The following is a 15,236-nucleotide window of genomic DNA, read 5'->3' as shown; positions in this document are numbered from 1 at the left end:
GGTAATATATGTTTGAAAATAAAGTAGTCCTTGTAACTGGAGGCGCAAATGGGATAGGAAAAGCTATAGTAGAAGAATATGCAAAAAATAATGCTATAGTTGTAGTAGCTGATATTGATGAAGAAAGGGGAGTTTTATTACAGGAAAAATGGACAAACCTAAATAAAAAAGTGTTATTTTATAAAACAGATTTTTCAAAGAGTGATAGTATACTAAATATGATGAACTTTATAATAAATAAATATAAGAATCTGGATATATTAATAAATAACGTTGGGGTATCTAAGTTCCAAGATCCCCTAGAACTAAGCATAGATGATTGGGATTATATATTAAATGTAAATCTTAGAAGTGTATTTATAACGTCTAGAGAAATGGCTAAAAATATGAAAAATAAAGGTGGTAATATAGTAAATATAGCATCTACTAGAGCTTTTATGTCTGAGGAAGGAACTTTAGCATATAGTGCATCTAAAGGTGGTATAGTTGCACTTACTCATTCTTTAGCAATAAGTTTTTCTAAATATAATATTAAGGTAAATTGTATAAGTCCAGGATGGATACAAAATATAGATTATGACAATCTGACAAAAGAAGATCACATACAACATCCATCTAACAGAGTAGGTAAGCCTGAGGATATAGCTAGAGCCTGTTTATTTTTAACAAATGATAAAAATGACTTTATAAATGGAGAAAACATAATTATAGATGGTGGTATGACTAAAAAGATGATATATAGTGAATAAAACCAAAAGCACCTATACTTAAAGTGTAGGTGCTTTTGGTTTTTTCTTTTTAGTTTTTTTACGGTACATATCTTTGGCTTTGTCAGCAGCAATTTCAGCTTCAGCTTCTTGAGCAAGCGGATCTATTGGTTCATTTACATCAGTAGCTGTACTTTCTGCAGCACCAGGTGTACAAAGACCCTTAGCAGCACCAATAAGAACTAATTGTTCTGCAATAACTGCAAAAAAAGCAGCAAGTACACGTAATTCATCGTCGTCTAATTCATCAGCAATTGCAAGAGATGCGGCTGAAGACAAAGCTATATAATCTCTAGGGGCAAAACGACATAACTTAGATTTAGCCATACTAATATCCTCCATAAATAAAAAACTTATAGTTAAGTATATGGACATTAGCTTGTACAATATTACAACTTGTCAAATGTAAATGTTTTAGTAAGTCTATCTTTACCTAGAATTGTATTTTTAAATATATTCTTTGTATTTTCTAAAAAATCTTCAGGATTGTTCATAGCTGGACTAAAATGTGTAAGCCATAGTTCATCTACATTAGCTTCTTTGGCCATTGTTGCAGCTTCACTGAAAACCATATGCTTTTTATCTATCATTTTAGGTATATATAAATCATCTCCATACATACCTTCGCATATAAACAGGCTACTTTCCTTTGCAAAATCTACAATTTCATCTAAAGGTCTAGAATCGGTGCAATAAGTTATTTTAATCCCCTTTCTAGGTTTTCCAAGAACCATATCTGAGTTATATATTATACCATCGTATTCGACTTTGCCTTTGTTTTGCAAAACATTCCATAACTTTTGTGGAACTTTGTTGAAAATTGCTTTATCCTTATTAAACTTAGGAGACCTTCTTAAATAAAATGAATAAGCATTGCAATTAGCTCTATGATGAACTGATAGTGATGATATTGATATATTATTTATATTAAATAAATTATTATTATAGCCGTCAGATTCTATTATATTTATATCGTATGGAAGATATGGACATAAAACACTAAGTCCATCTATTATATCTTTAATTCCAGAAGGTCCTATTATTGTAAGGGGAGTAGTCTTTTGTGAGTTAGCAATAGTAAGGAGAAGTCCGGGTATACCTACAGTATGGTCTGCATGAAAATGTGTTATACAAATCACATCTATAGACTTAAAGCCACACCCTAATATTTTCATAGACACTTGAGTTCCTTCTCCGCAATCTACAAGTATTTTAGATCCATTATAATTTATAAGAAGAGATGTCAAATATCTATCTGGAGTAGGCATGCTTCCTCCACATCCAAGCAAAGTAATATCTATCATAAAATCACCTTTCTAAATATATAGTAATTTTATTTTTTGAAAAAACGAAATTTATATTCTAATAAATATTCACTTTTTAAACATTGTGCATATTATAAAATATAGGTATAATAAGTTAATTAGATATTTATCTAAATAATTAAATTAGTATTAAGCATAATGAAAGTAGGTGAATATGTGAACGATATATTTAAAGCATTAGGAGATCCAACAAGAAGAAAAATTTTAAACATGTTGAGAGAAAAGGATTTAACTGCAGGTGAAATAGCAGATAATTTTAATATGACTAAGCCATCTATAAGTAATCATTTAAACATACTAAAAAACGCAGATTTAGTAATGTCGGATAAAAAGGGACAGTATGTATATTATTCATTAAACACCACTGTCTTTCAAGAGATAATACAATTTTTATTTAATTTATCTAAGAAAGGGGAAAATGATAATGAAGAAAATTAATAGATTGACATTAATACTAGCGGTTATATCTCTAATTTTAACAGCTATTATTTATCCAAGTTTGCCAGATGTAATACCTCAGCATTTTGGATCTAATGGAGAAGTAGATAGATATGGGCCTAGATACATGGTGTTTATAATGGGAATTATGCCTATTGGTATTTATTTTTTTATGGACATAACTAGAAAAATAGATCCTAAAAAAGAATCTTATAAAAAGCATGAAAAGGCATACTCTGCTATTAAATTATCTACAACTATATTTCTTATAATAATGAACTGGGCAATAATATTTATATCTTTAGGATATAATTTAAGGATAAACGTAGTAGTATCTCTATCTATAGGGATAATGTTTATAATAATGGGAAATTATATGACTCAGCTTAGAGATAATTATTTTATGGGAATAAAAAACCCATGGACATTAAGTGATAGCACTGTTTGGAAGAAAACACACAGAGTTGGCGGACATACATTTATGTTATTAGGGGTTATATGTATATTATCAGGATTAATATCTATATACAAACCGGAAATAAGTTTTGTAGTATTTGTATCAATTGCAATTATATGGACAATAGGTATAAATATATATTCATATGTATTATACAAAAAATTACACACTAAAAACATATAAAAAGACTACATTATTTGTAGTCTTTTTATATGTTTAAAAAGAATATCGCTATTAATGTAGTTAATATACCTAATAATTCTTTTCTAGAAAGTATTTCTTTAAATACCACTATTCCAAAGACGTTTATAACTAATATGGTTCCTACAGAATAGGTAGGAAAAGCTATAGATGCTTGGATATATTTAAGCGAATTTATTAAGAAAAATGTTGAAAAGAGATTAGGTATGCCTACACATATACCTGTAATTATATCGGATTTAGTTATTGAATTACCTTTTTTAACAGATATATATAATAAAATTAAACTAAGTAAAAATGCAGTGAAAAATACAAAGAATAAAAATAGAGACTTATATTGTGCTAAAGTATACTTTTCAAATATTTTGGAAGTAAATTCTGTAAACCCATTTATAAAAAACAAAAGAATTAAACTCCATTTAATAGATTTATAATTAAATTTATTACTAGAAAAATCTAGGTTTATTATAAGTATAGATAATATTGATAAAGCTATACCTATCCATTGAAATTTATTAGGGAATTCACCCCATAGACTTATAGATAACAATGTTGGAACTAATATACCAAGTTTAGAAAAGGTTCCTGTAAGGGACATCCCTTGTTTATGCACACATAATTGGTACATTAACAGAGATGTTAGATATAATACTCCAGTGATCCCCCCGAGAAATAAACACCAAGTTAATGTATATTCAATAGAAAATATATTGTTATTAGATATAACATTGTTTACTTCACCTAAGAAGTTAGATACTTCAATATTGGGAATTCTACTGTTTTCTCTAAGCATTAATATTAAGCTTATAAAAACTGCTGTTATATAATTAAAAGTTGTTACAGCATATCTATTTAATTTATTATTTTCACTTATTTTAAATATTATGGCCATAGCTGAACTACATAAAATAGCAATTATTAAATAAATCATAAAACCACTCCTTCTTTATGTATTATATATGAAATTATTATTAGGTGATACATAAAAAATTAAGATTTGACTCACATTATAGTTATAAAGCTAAAGAAGGAGTGATAAAATGAAAAAGTACAGAATTCTAGTTAGTGCACTTATAATTTTAGGAGTATTTTTAATATCTACATCTGATCCTATGATGAATTTAAGTGCAGGCTTAAAATTTATGAATAATAAGGAAAATAAAGATATTGTAATATGCATAGACCCTGGACATCAATCAAAAGGAGACCCAAAACAAGAACCTGTAGCACCAGGGTCAGGTCAGACAAAAGCTAGGGTATCATCAGGAACATCAGGAGTTGCAACTAAAAAACCAGAATATATATTAAACCTAGAGGCATCTATGATATTAAAGGAGATTTTAGAGCAAAAGGGATATAATGTTATAATGACTAGAACTACTCAGGATGTAAATATAAGCAATGCAGAAAGAGCTATGGTTGCAAATAAGGTAAAAGCAGATATGACTGTAAGAATACACGCAGATAGTTTAGCTAATTCAGGAAAAACAGGAGCTTCTATATTAGTTCCATCTAAAAGTAGCAAATATACAACTGGCATATACGACTTAAGTTATAAATGTGGCCAAATAGTTAAAGATAAAATGACTCAATCAGGTATAAAAGTTAACGGAATATTTGAAAGAGGAGACTTAACAGGCTTTAACTGGTCTACAGTTCCAGTTATATTAGTTGAAATGGGATTTATGAGTAATTATAATGAAGATAGGATGATGTCAGATCCTAATTACCAAAGAAAAATGATGCAAGCAATAGGGGATGGAATTGAAGAATATGTTAAATCAAATGTATCAAATAAACAAGTTGAAGGTGAATAACCCAAATAAAAGTATATTAATAAATAAGGCTAAAGAGTTACCAGAGCTTCCTGGTATATACTTAATGAAAGATAAAAATAATTATGTAATATATGTTGGAAAATCTAAGAGTCTTAAAAATAGGGTTACTTCTTATTTTTATGAATTAAAAAATAGATCATCTAAAATAGAGAAAATGATAGGTAATATAGGAGATTTTGATTATATAGTTACAGATACAGAACTAGATGCCCTAGTATTAGAGTGTAATTATATAAAAAAAATAAAACCTATGTACAATAGCATGCTTAAAAATCACAATAAATATCCATATATTAAAGTTGCTATAAAAGAAGAATATCCCTATTTAGAGTTGTCTTTTGAAAAGGATGATAAGGAAAGTTTGTATTTTGGGCCTTATGTAAGTAAAAACTACGCACAAGATATATTAAATTATATTAATTTTAAATTTAAAATAAGAAAATGTACAAAATATAAAATATCTAAAGGTAGTCCATGTCTAGATTATCATCTTAAAAAATGTATAGGTCTATGTGTAAATAACATAGACAATAAAGAGTATAAAAATATTATAGATGAAATAATATGTCTTTTAAAAGGAAATATCCAAAAAAACATAGATGATTTAGAAAAAAAGATGATTCAGTGTTCTATAGATTTAAATTTTGAAGAAGCTCAAATATATAAAGACTATATATCTACATTAAAATATTTATCAATAAATCAAAAGGTAATAAATGAAACATATAAAGGTAAAAATATAGTAGCATGTGAGAAAATAGAAAATAATAAAGTTAAAATATTTTTAATTAAAGGTAATAGCATATTGTATAGTGAAGTTATTGACAAATGTAAATACAACATGAAGGTATTAAGCGCAAAATTAAAATATTATATAGTTAGTTATTTCAATAAAGACATTGAAATAATTTTAGACAAAGAAGATATAGACGAGGCAATTATTATATATTCCTATTTAAAGTCAAAAAACAATAATATAGAATATGTAGAAGTCAAAAAAGATTTACTTAATAAAGATAATGAAGATAAACTAGAAACATATATATATAATTTTATAAATAATAAACTTTAGATAAAAAAATATGAATATTAGGTGATTAAATGAGAAAACATGTAGAAAAGGCCTATGGAAATGCACTATATAACACTTTAAAGGCAGTAAATCCAGTTAAGAAAAAGATAATAAATACCCATTGTCTTGTTCATAAGTTTATACAACAGCATTCCCTTCAAATATTAAAAAATGAAGGTCATATGAAAGAGTATATATTATTTATGAGTTATATAGAGGATATAAATAAAGGATTAGTATGGGCAGACCAAGACTTTAAAAGTTATAGCCATTTTTATAATCCAATAACTCAAAAAGGAAAATATGGATATGAAGACAATGCATTGATTTTAGCTAGAAGATATTATAATAAAGCTATAAAATTTTATGCTTTGAAAAAATATAAAAAATCTATGTTTTACTTTGGAGCAGCATGTCATATAATACAAGATTTGACTATACCACAACATGCAAGAGGAAAGCTGTTAGATAAACATAGACAATTTGAAACTTTTGTAAAAAAACACTATAATATGACTGCTAACTTTAGAGTTGAAAGAGGACCTATAAAATTAAAATCTATTAAAGAGTATGTTGATTTTAATTCTAAAATGGCATTAAAAATAGACGAAAGATATGAAGATATAGAACAAGAAAAGCTTAGATTTTATAAAATAGCTATGAAAAGCTTAGCTTTATCTCAAAAGAGTACAGCTGGATGTATGCTAATGTTTTATAATGATTTATTTAGTTAAAGATAGAAAAACAAAAATTTCAATTAAAAAAGTGCTTATTAATAAGCACTTTTTTAATTGAAATAATTTACCGATATGAGTTTGATCAAGGTCCTGCTTTATTAAGGTCGTTGGCGACATGAGTGAAGCGAATTTTTTTATTTGACTTTTTTGTTGGAATCTAGATAATATAATATAGATGACTAAAAATATTAATGATAGAGGTGTATATATTGCTAGTAGTAGAAAATGTAAACCATGGATTTGGATCTAGAATCATACTTGAAAATGTTTCATTTAGGCTTAGAAAAGGAGAGCATATAGCTTTAGTGGGACCTAATGGAGAAGGAAAATCTACTTTTTTAAATATAATAACTAAAAAACTTATGCCAGATGCAGGAATGATAAAATGGTCTAATAGAGTAAGTGTAGGGTACTTAGACCAGCATACATTACTTGAAAAGGGAAAAAGCATAAGAGATATATTAAGAGATGCATTTAAAGGAATGTTTGATTTAGAACAAGAGATGTTAGTTATGTACGACAAAATGGCTGAAGCAAATGAAGATGAAATGCAAAAGCTTATGGAAGAAACATCAGAAATACAAACAATACTAGAACATAGTGGTTTTTATACAATAGATGCAAAAATACAAGAAGTTGCTAATGGATTAGGGGTTGGAGATTTAGGATTAGATAAAGATGTTACCGATTTAAGTGGTGGACAAAGAACAAAAGTCCTTCTAACTAAACTTCTTCTTGAAAATCCTACTATATTAATACTAGATGAGCCTACTAACTATTTAGATGAAGAGCACATAAATTGGTTGACTAGATATCTTCAAGAATATGAAAATAGTTTCGTCCTAGTATCACATGATATACCTTTTATAAATGATACATGTAATGTTATATACCATATGGAAAATGGAGAACTTAATAGATATAAAGGAAATTATGATGAATTCGTAAGATTACATGAAATAAAGAAAAAACAAGAAAACCAAGCATATGAAAGACAAGTAGATGAGAGAAAAAAACTTGAAGATTTCATAGCTAGAAATAAGGCAAGAGTTGCAACTAGAGGTATGGCAAACAGTAGACAAAAGCAATTAGATAAAATGGAAATATTAGAAAGACCAAAGGAAAAAATAAAACCTACTTTTCATTTTACTGAAGCAAGGGTACCTAGTAAGATAGTATTTGAAACAGAAAATCTAATTTTAGGATATAATGAGCCACTTACTAAACCTCTTAATTTCCAATTAGAAAGAGGAAAAAAGGTAGCTTTAAAAGGTATGAATGGTATAGGAAAGTCTACTCTTCTTAAAACGCTATTAGGCATAATTAAGCCCTTTAATGGACAAGTGGATGTAGGTGATTATCTAGAAGTAGGTTATTTTGAACAAGAAAGTGCAAGAGATAATTCTAATACTCCAATGGATGAAATATGGGCAGAATACCCATCACTTAGTAACTTTGAAGTAAGACAACATTTAGCTAAATGTGGTTTAAGCAATGACCATATAACTAGCCAGATGAAGGTTTTAAGTGGTGGAGAAGCTGCAAAGGTTAGGATATGTAAACTTATGTTAAAGAAAATAAATTTCTTAGTATTAGATGAGCCTACTAACCACTTAGATACAGAAGCCAAGGAAGAACTTAAAAAAGCAATAAAGGAATTTAAAGGAACTGTATTATTAGTATCACATGAGCCAGAGTTTTATTTAGATATAGTAGACGATGTATTGAATATAGAGGATTTTACAACTAAAATAGTATAGTTGTTAGTGGAGGAAAAATATGAGTTCCTATATTAAAAAACACAATAGTATGCATAGTAAAGTATTGGATATTTTATTTTCTATAGCGCTAAGTTTAGTTGTTATATTATGTTCTGTTAAACTTACATTGTCATTTAAAGAAATTTATTACTTTGATATAAATTATTTAAATATACCATCAATAACTAATATGACTGAAGAAGATATAAAATCTAATTACGATTATTTAATAGAATATAACCTAAGTAGTGAAGAAAAAGATTTTGAGCTTCCAACTCTTCCATCTTCAACTTATGGTAAAATACATTTTGAAGAAGTTAGGGATATATTTCAAACTTTAGATAAATTACTTTATATATGCATAGGTATAAGTATATTAGGTGTTATTATAGACTTAAAAAATAGGAACTTTAATTTTTTAAAGTATACCTATATTAGTTTAATATCTATTCCTATAATATTAGGACTTCCTTTTATACTTAATTTTGATGCAAGTTTTATATTGTTTCATAAACTAGCATTTAGTAATAATTATTGGATATTTGATCCTATTTTAGATCCCGTTATAAATATTCTCCCTCAGGAATTCTTTTTTCATGAGGCGATGTTAATGCTGACAATAATATTTGGAACAAGCTTTATATTTAGATATATATACAAGAAGTTAATAAAAAAAAGCTAAGGCTCATAAACAGCCTTAGCTTTTTATCTAATCTATTTCACTTCCAATTTGTATAACTTCTTTCATTTTGGCCATTATATGTTCATACCCTCCTACACTGTGAGGAACTAAGCAATGTGAACAATCTTTAATTCCATTTTTATATTTAAAATTTCCACCACACTTACTTTTTAGCATATAAAGGGGACAGTAACAAAACAAACAATTAAATTCATCTTTATTTTTTGTCTCATGGCAGGGAAAATATTCGCATTTATTATTTTGATTAAATTTATAATTTTCAGTCATAATTATAATCCTCCTAAAATTTAATTTATATGGTAATATTATACAATAACTATATTTAGAAAGTATTATTAAATTTCATAATAATGGTATAATAATATATTATGAGAAAATACATATAATGAGGTGTTTATATGGATAAAAAGATAGAAAAGTTAGAAAAAGCAGTACTTGTAGGATTGAATATAACGACTATGTCAAAACAGGTAGACGATATAGACATAGAAGATTCTATGGAAGAATTAGGAGAACTTGTTAAAGCTGCTGGTGCAGAAGTTGCTGGAACTCTAGTTCAAAATAAACTAGCAAGAGATGCAGCTTACTATATAGGTAAGGGAAAAGTAGAAGAAATAAAAAATTATTGCGAATCATTAGATGCAAATTTAATTGTATTTAATGATGAATTATCAGGTGCTCAAATAAGAAACATAGAAGAAATGACTGGAGTAAAGGTTCTAGATAGAACTGCCTTAATATTAGACATATTTGCTCAAAGAGCTTTAAACAAAGAAGGGAAATTACAAGTAGAACTTGCACAACTTAGATATAGACTTCCTAGGCTTCAAGGCTTTGGAGGAGAGATGTCTAGAACAGGGGCAGGTATAGGAACTAGAGGACCAGGGGAACAAAAATTAGAGGTAGACAAAAGACATATATTAAGTAGGGTTTCAGATATAAGAGCAGAACTTAAGGAAGTCAAGAAAAATAGAGAAACTCAAAGATCTCAAAGAATGAAATCACAAATTCCTATAGTTGCACTAGTAGGATATACTAATGCAGGGAAATCAACATTAATGAATGAACTTATAAAAACTCATAAGGATTACAATGAAGAAAAAGAAGTTTTATCAAAAAATATGTTATTTGCTACATTGGATGTAGCTCTAAGAAAAGCATTACTGCCTAATAAAAAAGAATTTTTATTAGTAGATACAGTTGGATTTGTTAGCAAACTTCCTCATGACTTAGTAGAAGCCTTTAAAGCTACATTAGAAGAAATAAATTATGCTGATCTTATAGTACATGTTATAGATTCATCAAATAATAGTTATGAAATACAAGAAAAGACAACATTAAATGTACTAAAAGAATTAGGTGTAATAGATAAACCTATTATAACTGTATACAATAAAGCAGATAAAATAGACAATGAAATAACTGCAATTAAAGATGAAGATATTATATATATATCTGCTAAAACAGGATATAACTTAGATAAGCTACTAATAAGAGTACAAGAAAAAATAATGGGAACTACGTATAAGGTTGCTCTTTTAATTCCTTATGATAGAGGAGATATATTTAATACACTTAAAAATAAATACAATATAGATAAATTTGAGTATGTTGAAAATGGAACATATGCAGAATTAAGTTTAAATGAAGAAGATTATGGAAGGTATAAAGAATATATAGCGGAAAAGTAGGAGAAAAAAGTGGAGATAAATTGGGACAATATAAATAATTTAGAAGATCATTTTATCACCTATTTGTTATACAGAGAAGGAAAAGATGTAGGGAAGATAAGTAAAATAAGAAATATATCATCAGAACAAGTAAATGATGATTTAATAAAAGCGAAATTAGAAATAAAGTTAAGAGCTAAGGATATGGTAGAAAATGATAAGGATATAATAGATAAACTTTTAGAATTAGATAAAAATTCTAGATTGGTATATATAGAATCTTTTGATGAAAAACAATTACTTAATTTTAAGAAGAAACTTTATAAAAGAATACTAATAGAAAAAAATGCTGAGGATTTAATGATATTAGTATGGACTATAGGTGAATTAAAAGATGAAAAGTTTTTAAAACTACTACACTCTATAGCTAATCACAGGCATTCAGATGTAAGAAGAATGGCATATTCAGCTATGAGAAAAATAAGTTCTCCAGAAAGTCTTCCTTATTTGCATAAAGGCCTTTACGATAGCAATCCTCAATCAAGACAGTATTGTGCAAAAGCTCTAGGCAAACTAGGAAATAAATATACTTTAGCTTTACTAAAGGATATTATAAATAAAAATAAAAACGAAAAAAGATATGTTATTAATGCAATTACAGATTCAATAAAAGAAATTGAAAAAGGACAATGAAAAGATTATATACAGTGTTTAAACTCTCATAATTAATTCTTACTCAACATATATATTTATAAACAATAATTTTAAAGACATCATTGTAACTCCCGGTGTAACTATCTGTAATTTATATAGATTGTAAAATTATTTTATAAGGGGAGGAATTAAAAATGATAGTAAGACACTGTGCAGGAGGGGTAGTATTTTATGGAAATAAAGTATTACTTCTAAGAAATGATAAGGGTGAATGGGTACTTCCAAAAGGAAAAATATCTGAAAATGAACTTGCTACACAAACTGCTATAAATAAAGTAAAAGAGGAAGCATCAGTAAAAGCTAATATATTGGGGACAGCTGGAGAAACTGTATATGAATTTTTTTCAAGAAGTAGACAATCAAAAGTTTGTAATGCCATAATATGGTATGTAATGGAATCTAAAGATACAGAATATGAAATAAATAAAGAAAAGGGATTTTTAGATGGTGGATTTTTCAAAATAAAAGATGCGTTAAATATTTTAACACACAATAATGACAAATCTATAGTAGAAATATCATTTCAGAGATATAAAAATTTAAAAAAATCTGCATAGAGTAATTAAATATTATAATAAAAAGATTAGCTGAGATTGTAAAGAAATTAGCTAATCTTTTTTATTTTTTTAAAATTAATTCTTTACTGAAGATTTTAATTAGTATGTACTTTAAAAAATAAAGTTTAGCATATATTAGGGTTTTATACACTTAACTTTATTTATTATATATGGGAAAACGTATTAATAATTAAGAACTTTTCTAAAGGAGTACCTTTTTAAATAAATTATGATATACTATATCCTGTAAATACTAAATAAGTGATATACTTCTTAAAGTTGATGGAGGGAATTAAAATGATAGGGTTACAAAATATAAATGATGATTTATTTGGAAAGGTTATAGCAAATCCTAAAAGAGAAGAATTAAGACAATTAGCAATTAATATGGAAGTAACTACAGAATTTAAAAGTGCAAGCTATGTAAGTGAAGTTAGAAACAGAAGTGCTAAAAATACTTATATAGTTGATGAGATAAATACAGGAGTAGACCAAAAGGAAATAAGTAAAAATAAAGCAGATGAAATAGCTAAAAAAGTTTTAGAATACGTTAAAGATAAAGAAATGATAAGAGTAGATAGAAAAATGGGAATGAATGATAAGTTTTCATTTAACTGTAGATTATATATATCTAAAGAATACGCTAGAATAGCACATATGTGGAATAATACTTTATTTGATCCAACTGATGCTGAAAATCCTGATCTTGTAAGCATATATGTTCCGGAATGGCCTGAGAGAATAATGTTCGCTTATCCAGAAAGTGGAATGACATTTATATTAGGTAGTGATTATTTTGGAGAATCAAAAAAATCTTTCTTAAGAATGGCTATGTATAAAGTTAAGCAAATGGGTGGTTTAGGATTCCATGCTGGAAGTAAAGTATTAAGAGTCTATGATAAGAATAAAAACTTAAAAGATGTTGGATTTATAATGTTTGGATTAAGTGGAACAGGAAAAACTACATTAACAATACATGATCATGGTTTAACTGGAGAAGAAAGAGCGATAGTAAGACAAGATGACGTTGTATTTATGGATAAAGATGGATTCTGTGTAGGAACAGAAAATGGATTCTACATAAAGACAGAGGGATTAACTCCAAATCAACAAGAAGTTTTATATAAAGCTGCTACAAGTCCAAATGCAGCACTTGAAAATATAAAGGTATTTGAAGATGGTAAAGTTGATTTTGACGATACAACATTAACTTCAAACGGTAGAGGTGTAATTTTAAGAGAAGAAATAGACACTACAGATGATACTGTAGATTTAGAAAAGGCTAATAAAATAATATTTATAACTAGAAGAAATGATATAGTTCCTCCTGTAGTAAAACTTACTCCAGAGCAAGCTTTAGAGGCGTTTATGTTAGGAGAATCTATAGAAACTTCTGCAGGAGATCCAACAAAAGCAGGCCAATCTAAGAGATGTGTAGGAACTAATCCATTTATAATGGGATCAGAAATAGAAGAAGGTATGATGCTTAAAGAAATATTAGAAAATAATCCTGATATGGAGTGCTATATATTAAATACAGGAAGTGTTGGAGCTAAAGATGACTTCAAAGGTGAAAAGTTATCTATAAAAGTTTCTACTACTATAATGAAAGAAATAGCAAAGGATAGCATAGAGTGGGTAGAAGACAGTGAATGGGGTTATATGGTTGCAAAAGAAGTTAAGGGTATAGATATAGAAAAATACAATCCTAGAAACTACTATACTGAAGATGAATATAGCAAAATAGCTAGCAAGTTAAAAGAAGAAAGAGTATCTTGGTTGGCTAAATATGCAAATGAAGATATGTTAGAAGCTGCTGTAACAGAATAAATCATTAAGCTGAGTGTTCACACTCAGCTTTTTTAGTGCTTATAAAATATGGTATTATTAAGTTATAAATACTACATAATAATAACGGAGGAAGTTATATGATTAAAAGTTATAAAACTATCCACGAATATGGTCGTGATGAAGTTACAATAGAAAAATCTACTTTTATAGGATATGCAAAGCCTGTAAATACTGAAGATGAAGCGATAGAATTTATAAAAGAAATAAAGAAAAAACATAAAGACGCAAGACATAATGTATGGGCATATACTATAGGTATGAATATGGAAACTCAAAGATATAGTGATGATGGAGAACCTCAAGGTACTGCAGGAATACCAACTCTAGAAGTTATAAAAAAAGAAGATTTAAGAAATGTAGCAGTTGTAGTAACTAGATATTTTGGAGGGATAAAGCTAGGAGCAGGTGGCCTAGTTAGAGCATATACAAAGGGAGCCAAAATAGGTTTAGATTCCTCTAAAATAATAGAAAAAGTACTTTATAAGGATATCAGAATAAAAATAGATTACAATCAGCTTGGAAAAGTACAAAATGAAATAATAAATATGGGATACTTTATAAGTGATACATTGTATGAAGATAAGGTAGTTATTATAGTTTATTCTAAAATAGATGAGGTTGGTGAACTAAAAGAAAAAATAATAGAAATAACTTCTGCAACTGCAGAAATAAGTGAAAAGGAAGAATTTTATTTATCAGAATATAATGGAGAGATACTATTATAAAGGAGCGATGTTTATGAAAGATATAAATAGTGTAAAAAAAGAAATGTTAGATTTTAAAAAATGGGCTGTCATAGGATTTACAAATGACAAAAGTAAATATGGATATAAAATATTTAATAAGCTAAAACAAAAGGGATATACAGTTTATGGAGTCAATCCTAAGTATGATGAAATAGATGGTATTAATGTATATAATTCTATAAAAGATGTTCCTGAAAAGGTAGATTGTATAAGTATGGTTGTCAATCCAAAACTATCATCAAAAGCACTAGATGATATTGCACAATTAGGAATAAAATATGTATGGTTCCAACCAGGTACATTTGATGAAGATGTTTTAAATAAAGCCAAAAGTCTTGGACTAGATATAGTATATCATGAATGTGTGTATGTAGACTTAGGATAATAGGAGGGCAAATGC

18 protein-coding genes are annotated in these 15,236 nt (G+C 27.5%); 14 read left to right on the top strand and 4 right to left on the bottom strand.

The genetic code is table 11. From position 1 onward, the window contains the following. Positions 1 to 8: 8 nt before the first annotated feature. The gene (locus tag ACUSRV_RS08145) at positions 9 to 749 is read left to right on the top strand and encodes an SDR family oxidoreductase (RefSeq protein ID WP_490141444.1); all 741 of its coding nucleotides are present in this window, start codon (positions 9 to 11) and stop codon (positions 747 to 749) included. An 18-nt stretch (positions 750 to 767) separates the two neighbouring features. Here the strand turns inward: ACUSRV_RS08145 and ACUSRV_RS08140 are convergent, their stop codons facing one another. Together ACUSRV_RS08140 and ACUSRV_RS08135 are read right to left on the bottom strand one after the other, a co-directional pair. Next, positions 768 to 1,094 (bottom strand): hypothetical protein, encoded by a 327-nt coding sequence (locus tag ACUSRV_RS08140; protein WP_490141443.1) that lies wholly within the window; start codon positions 1,092 to 1,094, stop codon positions 768 to 770. Positions 1,095 to 1,156: 62 nt separating this feature from the next. After that, positions 1,157 to 2,071, bottom strand: coding sequence for a ribonuclease Z (locus tag ACUSRV_RS08135; protein WP_490141442.1), 915 nt, complete (start codon positions 2,069 to 2,071; stop codon positions 1,157 to 1,159). Positions 2,072 to 2,248: 177 nt separating this feature from the next. Between ACUSRV_RS08135 and ACUSRV_RS08130 the strand changes: the two genes are divergently transcribed. Further along, positions 2,249 to 2,530 (top strand): autorepressor SdpR family transcription factor, encoded by a 282-nt coding sequence (locus tag ACUSRV_RS08130; protein WP_490141441.1) that lies wholly within the window; start codon positions 2,249 to 2,251, stop codon positions 2,528 to 2,530. After that, positions 2,517 to 3,170, top strand: a complete 654-nt coding sequence (locus ACUSRV_RS08125) for an SdpI family protein (RefSeq protein WP_490141440.1) — start codon at positions 2,517 to 2,519, stop codon at positions 3,168 to 3,170. Before ACUSRV_RS08130 ends, ACUSRV_RS08125 begins: the two co-directional genes overlap by 14 nt. A 25-nt stretch (positions 3,171 to 3,195) precedes the next feature. Here ACUSRV_RS08125 and ACUSRV_RS08120 read toward each other — a convergent pair whose 3' ends face one another. Beyond that, positions 3,196 to 4,119 carry an SMR family transporter gene (locus ACUSRV_RS08120; RefSeq protein ID WP_490141439.1) on the bottom strand — a complete coding sequence of 308 codons (924 nt, stop codon included), beginning with the start codon at positions 4,117 to 4,119 and terminating at the stop codon, positions 3,196 to 3,198. 109 nt (positions 4,120 to 4,228) lie between these two features. Here ACUSRV_RS08120 and ACUSRV_RS08115 point away from each other — a divergent pair, with 109 nt between their 5' ends. From ACUSRV_RS08115 to ACUSRV_RS08095, 5 genes are all read left to right on the top strand, one after another. Continuing rightward, the gene (locus ACUSRV_RS08115) at positions 4,229 to 5,005 is read left to right on the top strand and encodes an N-acetylmuramoyl-L-alanine amidase family protein (RefSeq protein ID WP_490141438.1); all 777 of its coding nucleotides are present in this window, start codon (positions 4,229 to 4,231) and stop codon (positions 5,003 to 5,005) included. After that, positions 4,962 to 6,098: a GIY-YIG nuclease family protein gene (locus ACUSRV_RS08110; protein WP_490141597.1), complete on the top strand. Its 1,137-nt coding sequence runs from the start codon at positions 4,962 to 4,964 to the stop codon at positions 6,096 to 6,098. Before ACUSRV_RS08115 ends, ACUSRV_RS08110 begins: the two co-directional genes overlap by 44 nt. A gap of 29 nt (positions 6,099 to 6,127) precedes the next feature. Then, entirely contained in the window at positions 6,128 to 6,832 is a 705-nt protein-coding gene (locus ACUSRV_RS08105; protein ID WP_490141437.1) for a zinc dependent phospholipase C family protein, read from the top strand. A 212-nt stretch (positions 6,833 to 7,044) separates the two neighbouring features. Next, positions 7,045 to 8,595, top strand: coding sequence for an ABC-F family ATP-binding cassette domain-containing protein (locus ACUSRV_RS08100; RefSeq protein WP_490141436.1), 1,551 nt, complete (start codon positions 7,045 to 7,047; stop codon positions 8,593 to 8,595). 19 nt (positions 8,596 to 8,614) lie between these two features. Continuing rightward, positions 8,615 to 9,277, top strand: coding sequence for a TIGR01906 family membrane protein (locus ACUSRV_RS08095; protein ID WP_490141435.1), 663 nt, complete (start codon positions 8,615 to 8,617; stop codon positions 9,275 to 9,277). Positions 9,278 to 9,304: 27 nt separating this feature from the next. On the opposite strand, the gene ACUSRV_RS08090 is transcribed toward ACUSRV_RS08095, so the two are convergent. After that, a complete protein-coding gene (locus ACUSRV_RS08090) occupies positions 9,305 to 9,565 on the bottom strand; it encodes a cysteine-rich small domain-containing protein (RefSeq protein WP_490141434.1) in 261 nt (86 codons plus the stop codon). 131 nt (positions 9,566 to 9,696) lie between these two features. Between ACUSRV_RS08090 and hflX the strand changes: the two genes are divergently transcribed. From hflX to ACUSRV_RS08060, 6 genes are all read left to right on the top strand, one after another. Continuing rightward, on the top strand, positions 9,697 to 10,989 hold the full coding sequence (gene hflX / locus ACUSRV_RS08085) for a GTPase HflX (protein ID WP_490141433.1): 1,293 nt from the start codon (positions 9,697 to 9,699) through the stop codon (positions 10,987 to 10,989). Positions 10,990 to 10,998: 9 nt separating this feature from the next. After that, the gene (locus tag ACUSRV_RS08080) at positions 10,999 to 11,661 is read left to right on the top strand and encodes a HEAT repeat domain-containing protein (RefSeq protein WP_490141432.1); all 663 of its coding nucleotides are present in this window, start codon (positions 10,999 to 11,001) and stop codon (positions 11,659 to 11,661) included. A 155-nt stretch (positions 11,662 to 11,816) separates the two neighbouring features. Then, positions 11,817 to 12,239 (top strand): NUDIX hydrolase, encoded by a 423-nt coding sequence (locus ACUSRV_RS08075; RefSeq protein ID WP_490141431.1) that lies wholly within the window; start codon positions 11,817 to 11,819, stop codon positions 12,237 to 12,239. A gap of 297 nt (positions 12,240 to 12,536) precedes the next feature. Then, positions 12,537 to 14,069 carry a phosphoenolpyruvate carboxykinase (ATP) gene (locus ACUSRV_RS08070; protein WP_490141430.1) on the top strand — a complete coding sequence of 511 codons (1,533 nt, stop codon included), beginning with the start codon at positions 12,537 to 12,539 and terminating at the stop codon, positions 14,067 to 14,069. Between the two features lie 98 nt (positions 14,070 to 14,167). Beyond that, entirely contained in the window at positions 14,168 to 14,815 is a 648-nt protein-coding gene (locus ACUSRV_RS08065) for a YigZ family protein (protein ID WP_490141429.1), read from the top strand. Between the two features lie 13 nt (positions 14,816 to 14,828). Further along, positions 14,829 to 15,221, top strand: coding sequence for a CoA-binding protein (locus ACUSRV_RS08060; RefSeq protein WP_490141428.1), 393 nt, complete (start codon positions 14,829 to 14,831; stop codon positions 15,219 to 15,221). Positions 15,222 to 15,236 lie beyond the last annotated feature (15 nt).

Source organism: Sporacetigenium sp. TC11 (genome assembly GCF_058146105.1).
Note: the sequence above shows the minus strand (reverse complement) of the source record. Positions and strands in the feature narration are given on the sequence as shown.